Source organism: Burkholderia torrens (assembly GCF_984668525.1).
Genome location: NZ_OZ480211.1, coordinates 401,660 through 415,572 on the forward strand (window position 1 = coordinate 401,660; position 13,913 = coordinate 415,572).

The window sequence follows — 13,913 nt, forward strand, 5'->3', positions numbered from 1 at the left end:
CGGGGAATCGCAGGGACAGGGGATGGACAAGCTCGTGATCGAAGGCGGCAAGCGCCTGTCCGGCGAGATCGTCGTGTCGGGCGCGAAGAACGCCGCACTGCCGATCCTGTGCGCGGGGCTGCTCACCGCCGACCCGGTCGACCTCGACAACGTGCCGAACCTGAAGGACGTGCGCACCACGCTGAAGGTGCTGAACCAGATGGGCGTGAAGAGCGAGACCGACGGCTGCCGCGTGCAGCTCGACGCGTCGCGCGTCGACAACCTCGTCGCGCCGTACGAGCTCGTGAAGACGATGCGTGCGTCGATCCTCGTGCTCGGGCCGCTGCTCGCGCGCTTCGGCGAGGCGAAGGTGTCGCTGCCGGGCGGCTGCGCGATCGGCGCGCGTCCGGTCGACCAGCACATCAAGGGCCTGCAGGCGATGGGCGCCGAGATCAGCATCGAGCACGGCTTCATCGAAGCGCGCGCGAAGCGCCTGAAGGGCGCGCGCATCGTGACCGACATGATTACGGTGACGGGCACGGAAAACCTGCTGATGGCCGCGACGCTGGCGGACGGCGAGACGGTGATCGAAAACGCCGCGCGTGAACCGGAAGTGAGCGATCTCGCGCACCTGCTGGTCGCGATGGGCGCGAAAATCGACGGTATCGGCACCGATCGCCTCGTGATCCAGGGCGTCGAGCGGCTGCACGGCGCGCGCCATTCGGTGATCCCCGACCGCATCGAGGCCGGCACGTTCCTGTGCGCGGTCGCGGCAGCCGGCGGCGACGTGATGCTGACGGGCGTGCGCCCGCACATCCTCGACGCGGTGATCGACAAGCTGCGCGAAGCCGGCGTGTCGATCGAGGAAGGCGACAGCTGGCTGCGCGTGAAGATGGACCGCCGGCCGTCCGCGGTGACGATCCGCACGTCGGAATACCCGGCGTTCCCGACCGACATGCAGGCGCAGTTCATGGCCCTCAATACGGTCGCGACGGGCACCGCGCAGGTCGTCGAAACCATTTTCGAGAACCGCTTCATGCACGTGCAGGAGCTGAACCGGCTCGGCGCGAACATCACGATCGACGGCAATACCGCGCTCGTGACGGGCGTCGAGAAGCTGTCGGGCGCGAACGTGATGGCGACCGACCTGCGTGCGTCCGCGAGCCTCGTGATCGCCGGGCTGCGCGCCGACGGCGAAACGCTCGTCGACCGCATCTATCACCTGGACCGCGGCTACGACCGCATGGAAGCCAAACTGACCGCCGTCGGCGCGAACGTGCGCCGCCTTTCCGGGAGCCAAGCATGACCGCGCCGCTGACCCTCGCCCTGTCGAAGGGCCGGATTTTCGAGGAAACCCTGCCGTTGCTGGCCGCGGCCGGTGTGCAGGTCACCGAGGATCCGGAAACATCGCGCAAGCTGATCCTGCCGACGACGAATCCCGACCTGCGCGTGATCATCGTGCGCGCGAGCGACGTGCCGACCTACGTCGAATACGGCGCGGCCGATTTCGGCGTGGCCGGCAAGGACGTGCTGGTCGAGCACGGCGGCTCGGGCCTGTACCAGCCGATCGATCTGAACATTGCGCGCTGCCGGATGTCGGTGGCCGTATCGGCCGGTTTCGACTATGCGAGCGCCGTGCGCCAGGGCGCGCGGCTGCGCGTCGCGACGAAGTACGTCGAAACGGCACGCGAACACTTTGCCGCGAAGGGCGTGCACGTCGATCTGATCAAGCTGTACGGTTCGATGGAGCTCGCGCCGCTGGTCGGGCTGGCCGACGCGATCGTCGACCTCGTCAGCTCGGGCGGCACGCTGAAGGCGAACAATCTGGTCGAGGTCGAGGAGATCATGGCGATCTCGTCGCGCCTCGTCGTGAACCAGGCCGCGCTGAAGTTGAAGCGCGCGGCGCTCAAGCCGATCCTCGACGCGTTCGAACGCGCGTCGCAGAATGGCGGTTGAGCGCATCACCGTAACGGAACTCCCATGTCCATCACCATCCGCAAGCTCGATTCGACGAACGAAGGCTTCGGCGCCGCGCTGCGCGCGCTGCTCGCGTTCGAGGCGAGCGAAGACGCAGCGATCGAGCAATCGGTCGCGCAGATCCTCGCCGACGTGAAGTCGCGCGGCGACGCCGCGGTGCTCGAGTACACCAACCGCTTCGACCGGCTGAGCGCGGACAGCGTCGCCGCGCTCGAACTGCCGCAGGACGCGCTGCAGACGGCGCTCGACGGTCTCGCGCCGAAGGCGCGCGCGGCGCTGGAAGCGGCCGCGGCGCGGGTCCGCGCGTACCACGAGAAGCAGAAGATCGAGTGCGGCACGCATAGCTGGCAGTACACGGAGGCGGACGGCACGGTGCTCGGCCAGAAGATCACGCCGCTCGACCGCGTCGGCCTGTACGTGCCGGGCGGCAAGGCCGCGTATCCGTCGTCGGTGCTGATGAACGCGATTCCCGCGCGGGTCGCGGGGGTCGGCGAGATCGTGATGGTCGTGCCGACGCCGGACGGCGTGAAGAACGACCTCGTGCTGGCTGCGGCCCTGCTCGGCGGCGTCGATCGCGTGTTCACGATCGGCGGCGCGCAGGCGGTCGGCGCGCTCGCGTACGGCACCGCGACGGTGCCGGCCGTCGACAAGATCTGCGGCCCGGGCAATGCGTACGTCGCATCGGCGAAACGCCGCGTGTTCGGCACGGTCGGCATCGACATGATCGCGGGCCCGTCGGAAATCCTCGTACTGTGCGACGGCACGACCGATCCGAACTGGGTCGCGATGGACCTGTTCTCGCAGGCCGAGCACGACGAGCTCGCGCAGTCGATCCTGCTGTGCCCGGACGGCGCGTTCCTCGACCGCGTCGAGAAGGCAATCGCCGAGCTGCTGCCGTCGATGCCGCGCCAGGATGTGATCCGCGCATCGCTCGAAGGGCGTGGCGCGCTGATCAAGGTGCGCGACATGGCCGAAGCGTGCCGGATCGCGAACGACATCGCGCCCGAGCACCTCGAAATCTCGGCGCTGGAACCCCAGCAATGGGGCCAGCAGATCCGCCACGCAGGCGCGATCTTCCTCGGTCGCTACACGAGCGAAAGCCTCGGCGACTACTGCGCGGGCCCGAACCACGTGCTGCCGACGTCGCGCACCGCGCGCTTCTCGTCGCCGCTCGGCGTGTACGACTTCATCAAGCGTTCGAGCCTGATCGAAGTCAGCGCGGAAGGTGCACAGACGCTCGGCGAGATCGCGTCCGAGCTCGCATACGGCGAAGGGCTGCAGGCGCATGCGAAGAGCGCCGAGTTCCGGATGAAGGGCTGACCATGCACTGCGCGGGGCCGGGCGGGCGCGGATGCGCCGCGCCGTCCAATACCGCGAACCGGGGCTGGAGACGAGTGCAGGGCGGCAGCCGCCGCCTTGCCGACCTATTTTGATGCCGGCGCGACGCACGCCGGCTTGAGACCATGACGACGCCACAAGACATCATCCGCCGCGACGTGCTCGCGATGACGAGCTATCCGGTGCCCGACGCGAGCGGGTTCGTGAAGCTCGACGCGATGGAGAATCCGTACCCGCTGCCCGAACCGCTCGCCGCGGCGCTGGGCGAGCGTCTCGCGCAGGTCGCGCTGAACCGCTATCCGGCGCCGCGCCCGGCCACGCTGCTCGACAAGCTGCGCCACGCGATGGGCGTGCCGGCCGGTTGCGACGTGCTGCTCGGCAACGGCTCCGACGAAATCATCAGCATGATCTCGGTCGCGTGCGCGCAGCCGGGCGCGAAGGTGCTCGCGCCGGTGCCGGGCTTCGTGATGTACGAGCTGTCGGCGAAGCTCGCGCAGCTCGAATTCGTCGGCGTGCCGCTGCGGGCCGACCTGACGCTCGACGTCGACGCGATGCTCGCGGCGATCGCCGAGCACCGGCCCGCGATCGTCTATCTCGCGTACCCGAACAACCCGACCGGCACGCTGTACGACGATGCCGACGTCGAACGGATCATTGCCGCCGCGCGGCACAGCCTGATCGTGATCGACGAGGCGTACCAGCCGTTCGCCGAGCGTTCGTGGCTGCCGCGCGCCGCCGAGTTCGACAACGTCGTCGTGATGCGTACGGTGTCGAAGCTCGGCCTTGCCGGCATCCGCCTCGGCTATCTCGTCGGACGGCACGCGTGGCTGACCGAATTCGACAAGGTGCGCCCGCCGTACAACATCAACGTGCTGACCCAGGCGACCGCCGATTTCCTGCTCGACCACCTCGACGTGCTCGATGGGCAGGCGGCCGAACTGCGCGCGGAACGCGCGCGCCTCGCGCAGGCCGTGGCCGCGCTGCCGGGCGCGACGGTGTTCCCGAGCGCCGGCAATTTCCTGCTGGTGCGCGTGCCGGACGCGGCTGCCGTGTTCGATGCGCTGCTCACCGAGCGGGTGCTGGTCAAAAACGTGAGTAAAATGCATCCATTACTGGCCGAATGCGTGCGGCTGACCGTCGGTTCTCCCGACGAAAACGCCCGCCTGCTGGCCGCCTTGAAACTCGCGCTGCCCGGTTGAGCCCAGGGCGCGGCGGCGCGCGACGATCAATCCCCATTTACTACAGACTCAATCAAGGAATTGCCATGCGTGTGGCGGAAGTCGTTCGCAATACCAGCGAAACGCAGATCCGTGTGAAGCTCGATCTCGACGGCACCGGCCAGCAGAAGCTGGCCACCGGCGTGCCGTTTCTCGACCATATGCTCGACCAGATCGCGCGGCACGGTCTGTTCGATCTCGAGGTCGAAGCGCACGGCGACACGCATATCGACGACCACCACACGGTCGAGGATGTCGGCATCACGCTCGGTCAAGCCGTCGCGAAGGCGATCGGCGACCGCAAGGGCATCCGCCGCTACGGCCATTCGTACGTGCCGCTCGACGAGGCGCTGTCGCGCGTCGTGATCGATTTCTCGGGCCGGCCGGGCCTCGAATTCCACGTGCCGTTCACGCGTGCGCGGATCGGCACGTTCGACGTCGACCTGTCGATCGAGTTCTTCCGCGGTTTCGTGAACCACGCGGGCGTCACGCTGCACATCGACAACCTGCGCGGGATCAACGCGCACCATCAGCTCGAAACCGTGTTCAAGGCCTTCGGCCGTGCGCTGCGCGCGGCCGTGGAGCTCGACGAGCGGGCGGCGGGGCAGATTCCGTCGACGAAAGGCAGCCTCTGATCGTCCGGATGGACGGACGCCAAGGACAAACCTCACGGCTTCGGCGCGCGGCGCCGGCTTGCGATGGATCTGCTCAAATCGTTCATTTCGCTGCTGGCGCTGATCAATCCGGTCGGCGCGGTGCCGTTCTTCCTGAGCCTGACGGCGCAGCAGACGGACGACGAGCGGCGTCGCACGATCCGGATCGCATCGGTGTCGGTGTTCTGCGTGATGACGGTGACCGCGCTGCTCGGGCAGCAGATCATCAACTTCTTCGGCATTTCGGTTGGGTCGCTCGAAGTGGGCGGCGGGATCATCATGCTGCTGATGGCGATCAACATGCTGAACGCGCAGATCGGCAACACGCGATCGACGCCGGAGGAGCGCCACGAGGCCGAGCTGAAGGACAACATCGCGGTCGTGCCGCTGGCGATTCCGCTGCTCACGGGCCCCGGCTCGATCAGCACGGTGATCATCTACGCGGCGAACGCGCATCACTGGTATGAACGGGTCGGGCTGGTCGCGATCGGCGCGGCCCTGGCTTTTCTGTGTTTCGTCGCGATGCGGCTCGCCGAGCCGATCGCGAACTGGATCGGCCGCACGGGCATCAACATCGCCACGCGGCTGATGGGTCTGATGCTGTCGGCGCTGGCGGTGGAATTCATCGTCAATGGACTGAGGGCGCTACTGCCTGCACTGAGATGAAAACTTCGATTGCGATTGTGGATTATGGGATGGGCAACCTGCGCTCGGTCGCGCAGGCGCTCAAGAAGGCCGAACCGGCCGCCGACGTGGCGATCGTCGACACGCCGGCCGCGATTCGCGCGGCCGACCGCGTCGTGCTGCCCGGCCAGGGCGCGATGCCCGACTGCATGCGCTGCCTCGGCGAATCGGGCCTGCAGGAGGCCGTGATCGAGGCGTCGCGCACGAAGCCGCTGCTCGGCGTATGCGTCGGCGAGCAGATGCTGTTCGACTGGAGCGCGGAAGGCGACACGAAGGGCCTCGGCCTGTTGCCGGGCAAGGTCGTGCGTTTCGAGCTCGGCGGCCGCGTGCAGGACGACGGCTCGCGCTTCAAGGTGCCGCAGATGGGCTGGAACCGCGTGCGCCAGTCGCAGCCGCACCCGCTGTGGGACGGCGTGCCCGACGACGCGTATTTCTACTTCGTGCACAGCTATTACGTGACGCCGGACAACCCGGCGCATACGGTTGGCGAAACGGCATACGGCGCGCCGTTTACGTCCGCGGTCGCGCGGGATAATCTCTTCGCGACCCAATTCCACCCCGAGAAAAGCGCGGAAGTCGGGTTGCGTCTGTATCGCAACTTCGTACACTGGAAACCGTGAACGTCGCGTGCGAGCCACAGTCGGTGGGCCGGAGAGGCCCGTCTTACGGGGCTTGCAAGCGAAAGCGCCGAAAGAGTTGTACTAAACTAGCGAGACGGCGCGGTACCGGATTGGCCGGTACGCGCCGGATTCTTTTCTTTTTCCACGACGACACCCGATTGCTATGTTGCTGATTCCGGCCATCGACCTCAAAGACGGTCAGTGTGTGCGCCTCAAACAGGGCGATATGGACCAGGCCACGATTTTTTCCGAGGACCCGGCGGCGATGGCCCGCAAGTGGGTCGATCTCGGCGCCCGGCGGCTCCATCTCGTCGACCTGAACGGCGCATTCGCCGGCAAGCCGAAGAATCTCGAGGCGATCGAAGCGATCCTCGACGAAGTCGGCGATGAAATCCCTGTCCAGCTCGGCGGCGGCATCCGCAGCCTCGAGACGATCGAGAAGTATCTCGACGCCGGCCTGTCCTACGTGATCATCGGCACCGCCGCCGTGAAGAACCCGGGCTTCCTGCAGGACGCGTGCACCGCGTTCGCCGGCAGCATCATCGTCGGCCTCGACGCGAAGGACGGCAAGGTCGCGACCGACGGCTGGAGCAAGCTGACCGGCCACGAAGTGATCGATCTCGCGAAGAAGTTCGAGGACTACGGCGTCGAATCGATCGTCTACACCGATATCGGCCGCGACGGGATGCTGCAGGGCATCAACATCGAGGCGACCGTGAAGCTCGCGCAGGCGGTCGGCATCCCGGTGATCGCCAGCGGCGGCCTGTCGAACCTCACGGACATCGAGAACCTGTGCGAAGCGGAAGAGCACGGCGTCGAAGGCGTGATCTGCGGCCGTGCGATCTACTCCGGCGATCTCGATTTCGCGGCCGCGCAAAAGCGCGCGGACGAACTGAACGGCGAACTCGACAACGCGTAACGCGCCTGTCCCGTTCGCCGGGGCTGCCCGCAGGCGGCCCCGACCGGAAGCCTCGCGCGAGGCTTCCGCAACCGGCCGTCCCAGCGCGGCATTTGGCGCAACATCATGGCTCTAGCTAAACGCATCATCCCCTGCCTGGACGTAACTGCCGGGCGTGTCGTCAAGGGCGTCAACTTCGTCGAGCTGCGCGACGCCGGCGATCCCGTCGAAATCGCCCGCCGCTACGACGACCAGGGCGCCGACGAACTGACGTTCCTCGACATCACCGCGACGTCCGACCAGCGCGACCTGATCCTGCCGATCATCGAAGCCGTCGCGTCGCAGGTGTTCATTCCGCTGACCGTCGGCGGCGGCGTGCGTGCCGTCGAGGACGTGCGGCGCCTGCTGAACGCGGGCGCGGACAAGGTCAGCATGAATTCGTCGGCGGTCGCGAACCCGCAGCTCGTGCGCGACGCGGCCGACAAGTACGGCTCGCAATGCATCGTGGTCGCGATCGACGCGAAGCGCGTGTCGGCCGACGGCGAGACGCCGCGCTGGGAAGTCTTCACGCACGGCGGCCGCAAGAACACGGGCCTCGATGCGATCGAATGGGCGCGCAAGATGGCCGAGTTCGGCGCGGGCGAGATCCTGCTCACGAGCATGGACCGCGACGGCACGAAGTCGGGCTTTGACCTCGCGCTCACGCGCGGCGTGTCGGACGCGGTGCCGGTGCCGGTGATCGCATCGGGCGGCGTCGGTTCGCTGCAGCATCTGGCGGACGGCATCAAGGACGGCCGCGCCGACGCGGTGCTGGCCGCGAGCATCTTCCACTACGGCGAGCATACGGTCGGCGAGGCGAAGCGCTTCATGGCCGACCAGGGCATCCCGGTGAGGCTGTGATGAATACGGAAACGAAATCCCTGCCCGCGTGGCTCGACAAGGTCCGCTGGGACGACAACGGCCTCGTGCCGGTGATCGCGCAGGAAGCGTCGACGAACGACGTGCTGATGTTCGCGTGGATGAACCGCGAGGCGCTGGCGAAGACGATCGAGACGCAGCGCGCGGTCTACTATTCGCGCTCGCGCAAGCGCCTGTGGTTCAAGGGCGAGGAGTCGGGCCACGTGCAGCACGTGCACGAGGTGCGGCTCGACTGCGACGAGGACGTCGTGCTGCTGAAGGTCGAGCAGGTGTCGGGCATCGCGTGCCACACCGGCCGGCATTCGTGCTTCTTCCAGAAATTCGAAGGTACGGTGGACAGCGGCGACTGGGTCGCCGTCGAACCGGTGCTGAAAGATCCCGAACACATCTACAAATGACGCAATCGACCGAAGACACGCTGCTGCGCCTCGCGGCCGTGATCGATAGCCGCAAGGGCGGCGATCCCGATCAATCGTACGTATCGCGCCTGTTCCACAAGGGCGACGACGCGGTGCTGAAGAAGATCGGCGAAGAGGCGACGGAAGTCGTGCTGGCCGCGAAGGACGTGCGCCAGGGCGGCGCGCCGACCGCACTCGTCGGCGAAGTGGCCGACCTGTGGTTCCACTGCCTCGTGATGCTGTCGCATTTCGACCTGAGCCCGGCCGACGTGATCGCCGAACTCGAGCGCCGCGAAGGACTGTCGGGCATCGAGGAAAAGGCGCTGCGCAAGCGTCGCGAGCGCGACGAAAACGGCGGCTGACGCGCATCGTCCCGCCGCGGTGGCAGCAGTGCGGTAAGCTGTAAGAATTGTCATCTGACGGGGGTAGCATCATGAACGATACGCCGAACCAGTTTCCGACGCCTGCAGTGCCGGGGGCAGCGGATGCTGAACGCCTGAACGGGTTGCGCACGCTGACTCACGTGCTCTACGGCCTTTATGCATTTCACTGGCTGACGGGCGGCGTCACGGGCATCATCGCGATCATCATCAACTACGTGAAGCGCGGCGACGTGGCCGGCACGCCGTACGCCGATCACTTCGAGTGGCAGATCCGCACGTTCTGGCGCGCGCTGATCGCGTACGTGATCGGGTTCGCGCTGGCATTCGTCGTGATCGGATTCGCAGTGATGTTTGTCACATGGATCTGGACGCTGTACCGTATCATCAAGGGCTGGCTGTACCTGAACGACAACAAGACGCTCGATCCGCAGGCGTGGTTCTGACCGGCCGCGCGCGGGCGTTTGCAGGAGCAACATGAGTCACGATCCGAATTGCCTGTTCTGCAAGATCGCGGCAGGCGAGATCCCGAGCACGAAGGTGCACGAGGACGATGAATTCGTCGCGTTCCGCGACATCCGCCCGGCGGCCGAGACGCACGTGCTCGTGATTCCGCGTCAGCACCTGCCGACGCTGTCGGCGGCGAGTGCGGCCGATGCGCCGATGCTCGGCCGGCTGATGCTGCTTGTCGCGCGCCTTGCCGACCAGCTCGGCGTCGCGTACTCGGGCGGCGAAACCGGTTTCCGCACGGTGATCAATACGGGCCCGGGCGGCGGGCAGGAGGTCTACCACCTGCACGCGCATATCCTGGCCGGTCCGCGCCCCTGGCAGCGGATGGGTTGACGGCGCGGGGCGTTTCCCCGCATCGATAGTCGAAGCCGGCGCGTCGCCGGCGATTTGCGCCGCACGGCGGCGTGGTTGAGGAGAGGTTTCATCATGGGTGGATTGAGCATTTGGCACTGGCTGATCGTGCTGCTGATCGTCGCGCTGGTTTTCGGTACGAAGAAACTGCGCAACATCGGTAACGATCTCGGCAGCGCCGTGAAGGGTTTCAAGGACGGCATGAAGGAAGGCGAAACGCCGGCCGACGCGCAGCAACTGCCGCGCACGGGCTCGGTCGACGTCAACGCGAAGGAAACGACGCGTTCCGATTCGAACAAGGCGTAACGCCGGCACGCTGACAGGCATTCGCGATGCTGGATCTCGGTCTTTCCAAGATGGCGCTGATCGGCGTCGTCGCGCTCGTGGTGCTCGGCCCCGAGCGCCTGCCGCGCGTTGCGCGTACGGCAGGCGCGCTGTTCGGCCGTGCGCAGCGGTACATCAACGACGTGAAGGCCGAGGTCTCGCGCGAAATCGAACTCGACGCGTTGCGGACGATGAAAACCGATTTCGAATCGGCCGCACGCAACGTCGAGACGACAATTCACGACAACCTGCGCGAGCACGAGAAGGACCTGAACGACACGTGGCATTCCGCGGTCGTCGGTCTTGACGGCGCTTCCGGTGATGCCGGTTCGTACGGTTCCGATGCGCCCGCGGCGCCGTCGTGGCACGGCAGTTCGGCCGCGCTTGCGCCGAAGCGCCGCAACTGGCGCGTGAAGCAGGCGGCGACGCCTGTCTGGTACAAGCGCGCGACCACCCGTCGCACGCACGTGCAGTCGGGCGCCGCGCGTGTCGCGCGCCACCAGCCGGCCAGCCTGCGCCGGCCGACGCGCTTCTTCTGAGCCGAGCGCATGCTCGCTCGTCAATCCTACCGAGGGCCGGTGTGAGCGACCCCCAGCAGAACCCGGGCGACGCCCCGGAAGAAACCTTCATTTCCCATCTCGTCGAGCTTCGCGATCGCATCATTCGCGCGGGCCTGGCCGTGATCGTCGTGTTCCTCGGGCTCGTCTACTGGGCGCCCGACATTTTCCGGCTGCTCGCGCGGCCGCTGATGGAGAACCTGCCGAAGGACGGCAAGATGATCGTCACCGACGTCACCGGCTCGTTCTTCGTGCCGATGAAGGTCACGATGCTCGTCGCGCTCGTGATCGCGCTGCCGATCGTGCTGTACCAGATCTGGGCGTTCGTCGCGCCGGGGCTGTACCAGCACGAGAAGAAGCTCGTCACGCCGCTCGTCGGCAGCAGCTACGTGCTGTTCCTGTGCGGGATGGCATTCGCATACTTCCTCGTGTTCCCGACGATCTTCCGCGTGATGGCGCACTACAACGCGCCGCTCGGGGCCGAGATGACGACCGACATCGACAACTACCTGAGCTTCGTGCTCGGGATGTTCATCGCATTCGGGGTGACGTTCGAGGTGCCGATCGTCGTTGTGCTGCTCGTGCGGATGGGCGTGCTGTCCCTGAAGAAGCTGAAGGAGATGCGGCCCTACGTGATCGTCGGCGCATTCGTGGTCGCGGCGGTCGTCACGCCGCCGGACGTGTTCTCGCAACTGATGCTCGCGCTGCCGCTGATCGTGCTGTTCGAGATCGGGCTGCTGGCCGCGCGATTCTTCGTGCCGAAGAAGCCGGCCGAAGAGAACGAAGCGGGGAACGGCGAAGCCGCGAGCTGACGGCGGCGCGCCGGGTGACGGGCCGACCTTCCGGCCAGGCCTTGGGCAGCCCGGTGGCGCAGCTGTCCGGCACGCGTGCGGTGAGGCCACCATCCCGGCAAGACGGATCGATCGAAGCAAAGCAAAAGGGCAGCCGACCGGCTGCCCTTTATCGTTTCCGCCGGCGGCGCAGCGCGTGGTGTCGCGCCGCCGGCCCGCCGAACCTCATTCGGTATCGCCGTCCTGCTCGTCGAGCGCCTGCTTCGGCGGCGGCGGGCGCTTGCCGATCACGACGTTCAAGTCGAACTCCTTGCCCTTGCGCACGACGTGCACCTTGGTCGACGTGCCCGGCTTGATCTGCGCGACGACGTTCAGCAGCTTCGTCGTGTCGGTGATGTCCTCGCCGTTGACCGTGACCAGGATATCGCCCGGCTTGATGCCGGCCTTGTCGGCCGGGCCGCCCTGCAGCACGCCCGCGACGATCGCGCCCGATTTCTGCTGGAGCCCGAACGATTCGGCGATCTCCGGCGTGACGTCCTGCGGCTCGACGCCGATCCAGCCGCGCGTGACCGAGCCCGTCGTGATGATGCTTTCGAGCACCGTGCGCGCGGTCGACACGGGAATCGCGAAGCCGATGCCGAGCGAGCCGCCCGAGCGCGAGTAGATCGCCGTGTTGATGCCGAGCAGGTTGCCGTTCACGTCGACCAGTGCGCCGCCCGAGTTGCCGGGGTTGATCGGTGCGTCGGTCTGGATGAAGTTCTCGAACGTGTTGATGCCGAGGTGATTGCGGCCGAGCGCGCTGATGATCCCCATCGTGACCGTCTGGCCGACGCCGAACGGGTTGCCGATCGCGAGCACGACGTCGCCGACCCGCGACTGGTCGGAGCGGCCGAGCGTGATCGTCGGCAAGTTCGTCATGTTGATCTTCAGCACGGCCAGGTCGGTCTCGGGATCGCTGCCGATCACCTTTGCGGTGGCCGTGCGGCCGTCGGCGAGCGCGACTTCGATCTGGTCGGCGCCGTCCACGACGTGCTGGTTCGTTAGAATGTAACCTTCAGGGCTCACGATAACGCCCGAGCCAAGGTTGGCTGCCGGTTCGTCCTGCTGCTTGCGGGCGTTGCGGTCGCCGAAGAAGTAGCGGAACAGCGGATCTTTCGCGCGCGGGTCGGGCGGCAGCGAGCCGTCCTTGCTGGAGAACACGTTGACGACGGCCGGCATCGCCTTCTGCGCGGCTTCGGCGTACGACGTGGTCGCCGGTGCGCCGCCGATGCCGGGCGCGACTTCCCGCAGCGCAACGATCGGCGTGGCGAGCTGCTTGCCGAGCTGTCCTTGCCGTTGCAGCCATTGCGGCTTGAGCGTCACGACGATGAACATCAGCGCGAGCAGCACGGTAACCGCCTGCGCGAAGAACAGCCAGAAGCGTCTAAGCATCTGAATGGATTAGAGGTTTATATGGATCGGATCGAACTTGAATTGTACTTGAACAATACCCTTGAAACCGCGCGCTTCAAGGACTATTGCCCGAACGGCCTCCAGGTCGAGGGGCGCCGCAAGATCGAGAAGATCGCCACCGGTGTGACGGCGTCGGTCGCGTTCCTCGAAGCCGCGCTCGAATGGGGGGCAGATGCCGTGCTCGTTCATCACGGCTATTTCTGGCGCAACGAGGCGCCGCAGATCACGGGCCGCAAGTACCAGCGCCTGAAGCTGCTGCTCGCGAACGACCTGAACCTGTTCGCGTTCCACCTGCCGCTCGACGCGCATCCCGAATTCGGCAACAACGCGCAGCTCGGTGAGAAGCTCGGGCTCATCGGCGAACAGCGCTTCGGCGAAGGCGACCTCGGCTGGATGGCGACGCTGCCGATGCCCGTCACGCTCGAACACTTCGTCGCGAAGGTCGAGCGCACGCTCGGCCGTACGCCGCTCGTACTCGGTGAGCCGGAGATGCAGCTGCGCCGCATCGCGTGGTGCACGGGCGCCGCGCAGAGCTATTTCGACGCGGCGATCGATGCCGGCGCGGACGTGTTCCTCACCGGCGAGGTGTCCGAGTCGACCACGCACACGGCGGCCGAGAGCGGCGTCGCGTTCGTTGCGGCGGGGCACCATGCGACCGAGCGCTACGGAATCCAGGCACTTGGACGCCACTTGTCCGAAGAATTCGATATCGAACACCTTTTTATCGATATTCATAATCCGGTCTGACGCGCGGATTTGCGGCGGCGCATCGAAATTTCGCAATGTAGCGAACGCTTAAAAGAGGAATGATTTAATCGCTCCGATAGTGGGGGATAACCCTTAACTATCAATCACTTCGAAGGGAT

Annotated in this window: 18 protein-coding genes; 17 read left to right on the forward strand and 1 reads right to left on the reverse strand. The window is 66.4% G+C overall.

Annotated elements, in window-relative coordinates; genetic code table 11:
* Positions 1-22 precede the first annotated feature (22 nt).
* The 16 genes from murA to tatC all read left to right on the forward strand — a co-directional run bounded on the left by murA (position 23) and on the right by tatC (position 11,616).
* On the forward strand, positions 23-1,285 hold the full coding sequence (murA, locus tag AC5LXX_RS01825) for a UDP-N-acetylglucosamine 1-carboxyvinyltransferase (protein ID WP_264168526.1): 1,263 nt from the start codon (positions 23-25) through the stop codon (positions 1,283-1,285).
* A complete protein-coding gene (gene hisG / locus AC5LXX_RS01830) occupies positions 1,282-1,935 on the forward strand; it encodes an ATP phosphoribosyltransferase (RefSeq protein ID WP_012327780.1) in 654 nt (217 codons plus the stop codon). The genes murA and hisG overlap by 4 nt, the downstream gene beginning before the upstream one ends.
* A 24-nt stretch (positions 1,936-1,959) precedes the next feature.
* Positions 1,960-3,276 (forward strand): histidinol dehydrogenase, encoded by a 1,317-nt coding sequence (hisD, locus tag AC5LXX_RS01835; RefSeq protein WP_493410306.1) that lies wholly within the window; start codon positions 1,960-1,962, stop codon positions 3,274-3,276.
* Positions 3,277-3,419: 143 nt separating this feature from the next.
* On the forward strand, positions 3,420-4,493 hold the full coding sequence (hisC, locus tag AC5LXX_RS01840; RefSeq protein WP_493410307.1) for a histidinol-phosphate transaminase: 1,074 nt from the start codon (positions 3,420-3,422) through the stop codon (positions 4,491-4,493).
* A gap of 65 nt (positions 4,494-4,558) precedes the next feature.
* Positions 4,559-5,146 carry an imidazoleglycerol-phosphate dehydratase HisB gene (gene hisB / locus AC5LXX_RS01845; protein ID WP_059232569.1) on the forward strand — a complete coding sequence of 196 codons (588 nt, stop codon included), beginning with the start codon at positions 4,559-4,561 and terminating at the stop codon, positions 5,144-5,146.
* A gap of 63 nt (positions 5,147-5,209) precedes the next feature.
* Entirely contained in the window at positions 5,210-5,830 is a 621-nt protein-coding gene (locus tag AC5LXX_RS01850; RefSeq protein WP_124453411.1) for a YchE family NAAT transporter, read from the forward strand.
* Positions 5,827-6,468, forward strand: a complete 642-nt coding sequence (hisH, locus tag AC5LXX_RS01855) for an imidazole glycerol phosphate synthase subunit HisH (protein WP_124453409.1) — start codon at positions 5,827-5,829, stop codon at positions 6,466-6,468. The genes AC5LXX_RS01850 and hisH overlap by 4 nt, the downstream gene beginning before the upstream one ends.
* Positions 6,469-6,631: 163 nt before the next feature.
* On the forward strand, positions 6,632-7,387 hold the full coding sequence (gene hisA / locus AC5LXX_RS01860) for a 1-(5-phosphoribosyl)-5-[(5-phosphoribosylamino)methylideneamino]imidazole-4-carboxamide isomerase (protein ID WP_124453407.1): 756 nt from the start codon (positions 6,632-6,634) through the stop codon (positions 7,385-7,387).
* A gap of 105 nt (positions 7,388-7,492) precedes the next feature.
* The gene (gene hisF, locus AC5LXX_RS01865) at positions 7,493-8,266 is read left to right on the forward strand and encodes an imidazole glycerol phosphate synthase subunit HisF (RefSeq protein WP_493410308.1); all 774 of its coding nucleotides are present in this window, start codon (positions 7,493-7,495) and stop codon (positions 8,264-8,266) included.
* Positions 8,266-8,682, forward strand: a complete 417-nt coding sequence (gene hisI, locus AC5LXX_RS01870; protein ID WP_027783357.1) for a phosphoribosyl-AMP cyclohydrolase — start codon at positions 8,266-8,268, stop codon at positions 8,680-8,682. Before hisF ends, hisI begins: the two co-directional genes overlap by 1 nt.
* Positions 8,679-9,044, forward strand: coding sequence for a phosphoribosyl-ATP diphosphatase (locus AC5LXX_RS01875; RefSeq protein WP_493410309.1), 366 nt, complete (start codon positions 8,679-8,681; stop codon positions 9,042-9,044). The genes hisI and AC5LXX_RS01875 overlap by 4 nt, the downstream gene beginning before the upstream one ends.
* A gap of 71 nt (positions 9,045-9,115) precedes the next feature.
* Complete coding sequence (locus tag AC5LXX_RS01880) at positions 9,116-9,508, forward strand: DUF4870 family protein (protein ID WP_124453405.1); 393 nt, start codon at positions 9,116-9,118, stop codon at positions 9,506-9,508.
* Between the two features lie 31 nt (positions 9,509-9,539).
* On the forward strand, positions 9,540-9,905 hold the full coding sequence (locus AC5LXX_RS01885) for a histidine triad nucleotide-binding protein (RefSeq protein ID WP_493410310.1): 366 nt from the start codon (positions 9,540-9,542) through the stop codon (positions 9,903-9,905).
* 93 nt (positions 9,906-9,998) lie between these two features.
* The gene (gene tatA / locus AC5LXX_RS01890) at positions 9,999-10,229 is read left to right on the forward strand and encodes a Sec-independent protein translocase subunit TatA (protein WP_059232563.1); all 231 of its coding nucleotides are present in this window, start codon (positions 9,999-10,001) and stop codon (positions 10,227-10,229) included.
* 26 nt (positions 10,230-10,255) lie between these two features.
* Complete coding sequence (tatB, locus tag AC5LXX_RS01895) at positions 10,256-10,786, forward strand: Sec-independent protein translocase protein TatB (RefSeq protein ID WP_493410311.1); 531 nt, start codon at positions 10,256-10,258, stop codon at positions 10,784-10,786.
* 41 nt (positions 10,787-10,827) lie between these two features.
* Complete coding sequence (gene tatC / locus AC5LXX_RS01900) at positions 10,828-11,616, forward strand: twin-arginine translocase subunit TatC (RefSeq protein WP_124453399.1); 789 nt, start codon at positions 10,828-10,830, stop codon at positions 11,614-11,616.
* Positions 11,617-11,820: 204 nt separating this feature from the next.
* Here the strand turns inward: tatC and AC5LXX_RS01905 are convergent, their stop codons facing one another.
* Entirely contained in the window at positions 11,821-13,026 is a 1,206-nt protein-coding gene (locus tag AC5LXX_RS01905; protein ID WP_493410312.1) for a Do family serine endopeptidase, read from the reverse strand.
* A gap of 21 nt (positions 13,027-13,047) precedes the next feature.
* On the opposite strand from AC5LXX_RS01905, the gene AC5LXX_RS01910 reads away from it, so the two are divergent.
* Complete coding sequence (locus AC5LXX_RS01910) at positions 13,048-13,794, forward strand: Nif3-like dinuclear metal center hexameric protein (RefSeq protein ID WP_322083538.1); 747 nt, start codon at positions 13,048-13,050, stop codon at positions 13,792-13,794.
* The last annotated feature ends 119 nt before the right edge of the window (positions 13,795-13,913 follow it).

Coding starts and splice junctions, on each gene's coding strand:
- murA (WP_264168526.1), top strand. CDS start 23: ATGGACAAGCTCGTGATCGAAGGCGGCAAGCGCCTGTCCGGCGAGATC.
- hisG (WP_012327780.1), top strand. CDS start 1,282: ATGACCGCGCCGCTGACCCTCGCCCTGTCGAAGGGCCGGATTTTCGAG.
- hisD (WP_493410306.1), top strand. CDS start 1,960: ATGTCCATCACCATCCGCAAGCTCGATTCGACGAACGAAGGCTTCGGC.
- hisC (WP_493410307.1), top strand. CDS start 3,420: ATGACGACGCCACAAGACATCATCCGCCGCGACGTGCTCGCGATGACG.
- hisB (WP_059232569.1), top strand. CDS start 4,559: ATGCGTGTGGCGGAAGTCGTTCGCAATACCAGCGAAACGCAGATCCGT.
- AC5LXX_RS01850 (WP_124453411.1), top strand. CDS start 5,210: ATGGATCTGCTCAAATCGTTCATTTCGCTGCTGGCGCTGATCAATCCG.
- hisH (WP_124453409.1), top strand. CDS start 5,827: ATGAAAACTTCGATTGCGATTGTGGATTATGGGATGGGCAACCTGCGC.
- hisA (WP_124453407.1), top strand. CDS start 6,632: ATGTTGCTGATTCCGGCCATCGACCTCAAAGACGGTCAGTGTGTGCGC.
- hisF (WP_493410308.1), top strand. CDS start 7,493: ATGGCTCTAGCTAAACGCATCATCCCCTGCCTGGACGTAACTGCCGGG.
- hisI (WP_027783357.1), top strand. CDS start 8,266: ATGAATACGGAAACGAAATCCCTGCCCGCGTGGCTCGACAAGGTCCGC.
- AC5LXX_RS01875 (WP_493410309.1), top strand. CDS start 8,679: ATGACGCAATCGACCGAAGACACGCTGCTGCGCCTCGCGGCCGTGATC.
- AC5LXX_RS01880 (WP_124453405.1), top strand. CDS start 9,116: ATGAACGATACGCCGAACCAGTTTCCGACGCCTGCAGTGCCGGGGGCA.
- AC5LXX_RS01885 (WP_493410310.1), top strand. CDS start 9,540: ATGAGTCACGATCCGAATTGCCTGTTCTGCAAGATCGCGGCAGGCGAG.
- tatA (WP_059232563.1), top strand. CDS start 9,999: ATGGGTGGATTGAGCATTTGGCACTGGCTGATCGTGCTGCTGATCGTC.
- tatB (WP_493410311.1), top strand. CDS start 10,256: ATGCTGGATCTCGGTCTTTCCAAGATGGCGCTGATCGGCGTCGTCGCG.
- AC5LXX_RS01905 (WP_493410312.1), bottom strand. CDS start 13,026: ATGCTTAGACGCTTCTGGCTGTTCTTCGCGCAGGCGGTTACCGTGCTG.
- AC5LXX_RS01910 (WP_322083538.1), top strand. CDS start 13,048: ATGGATCGGATCGAACTTGAATTGTACTTGAACAATACCCTTGAAACC.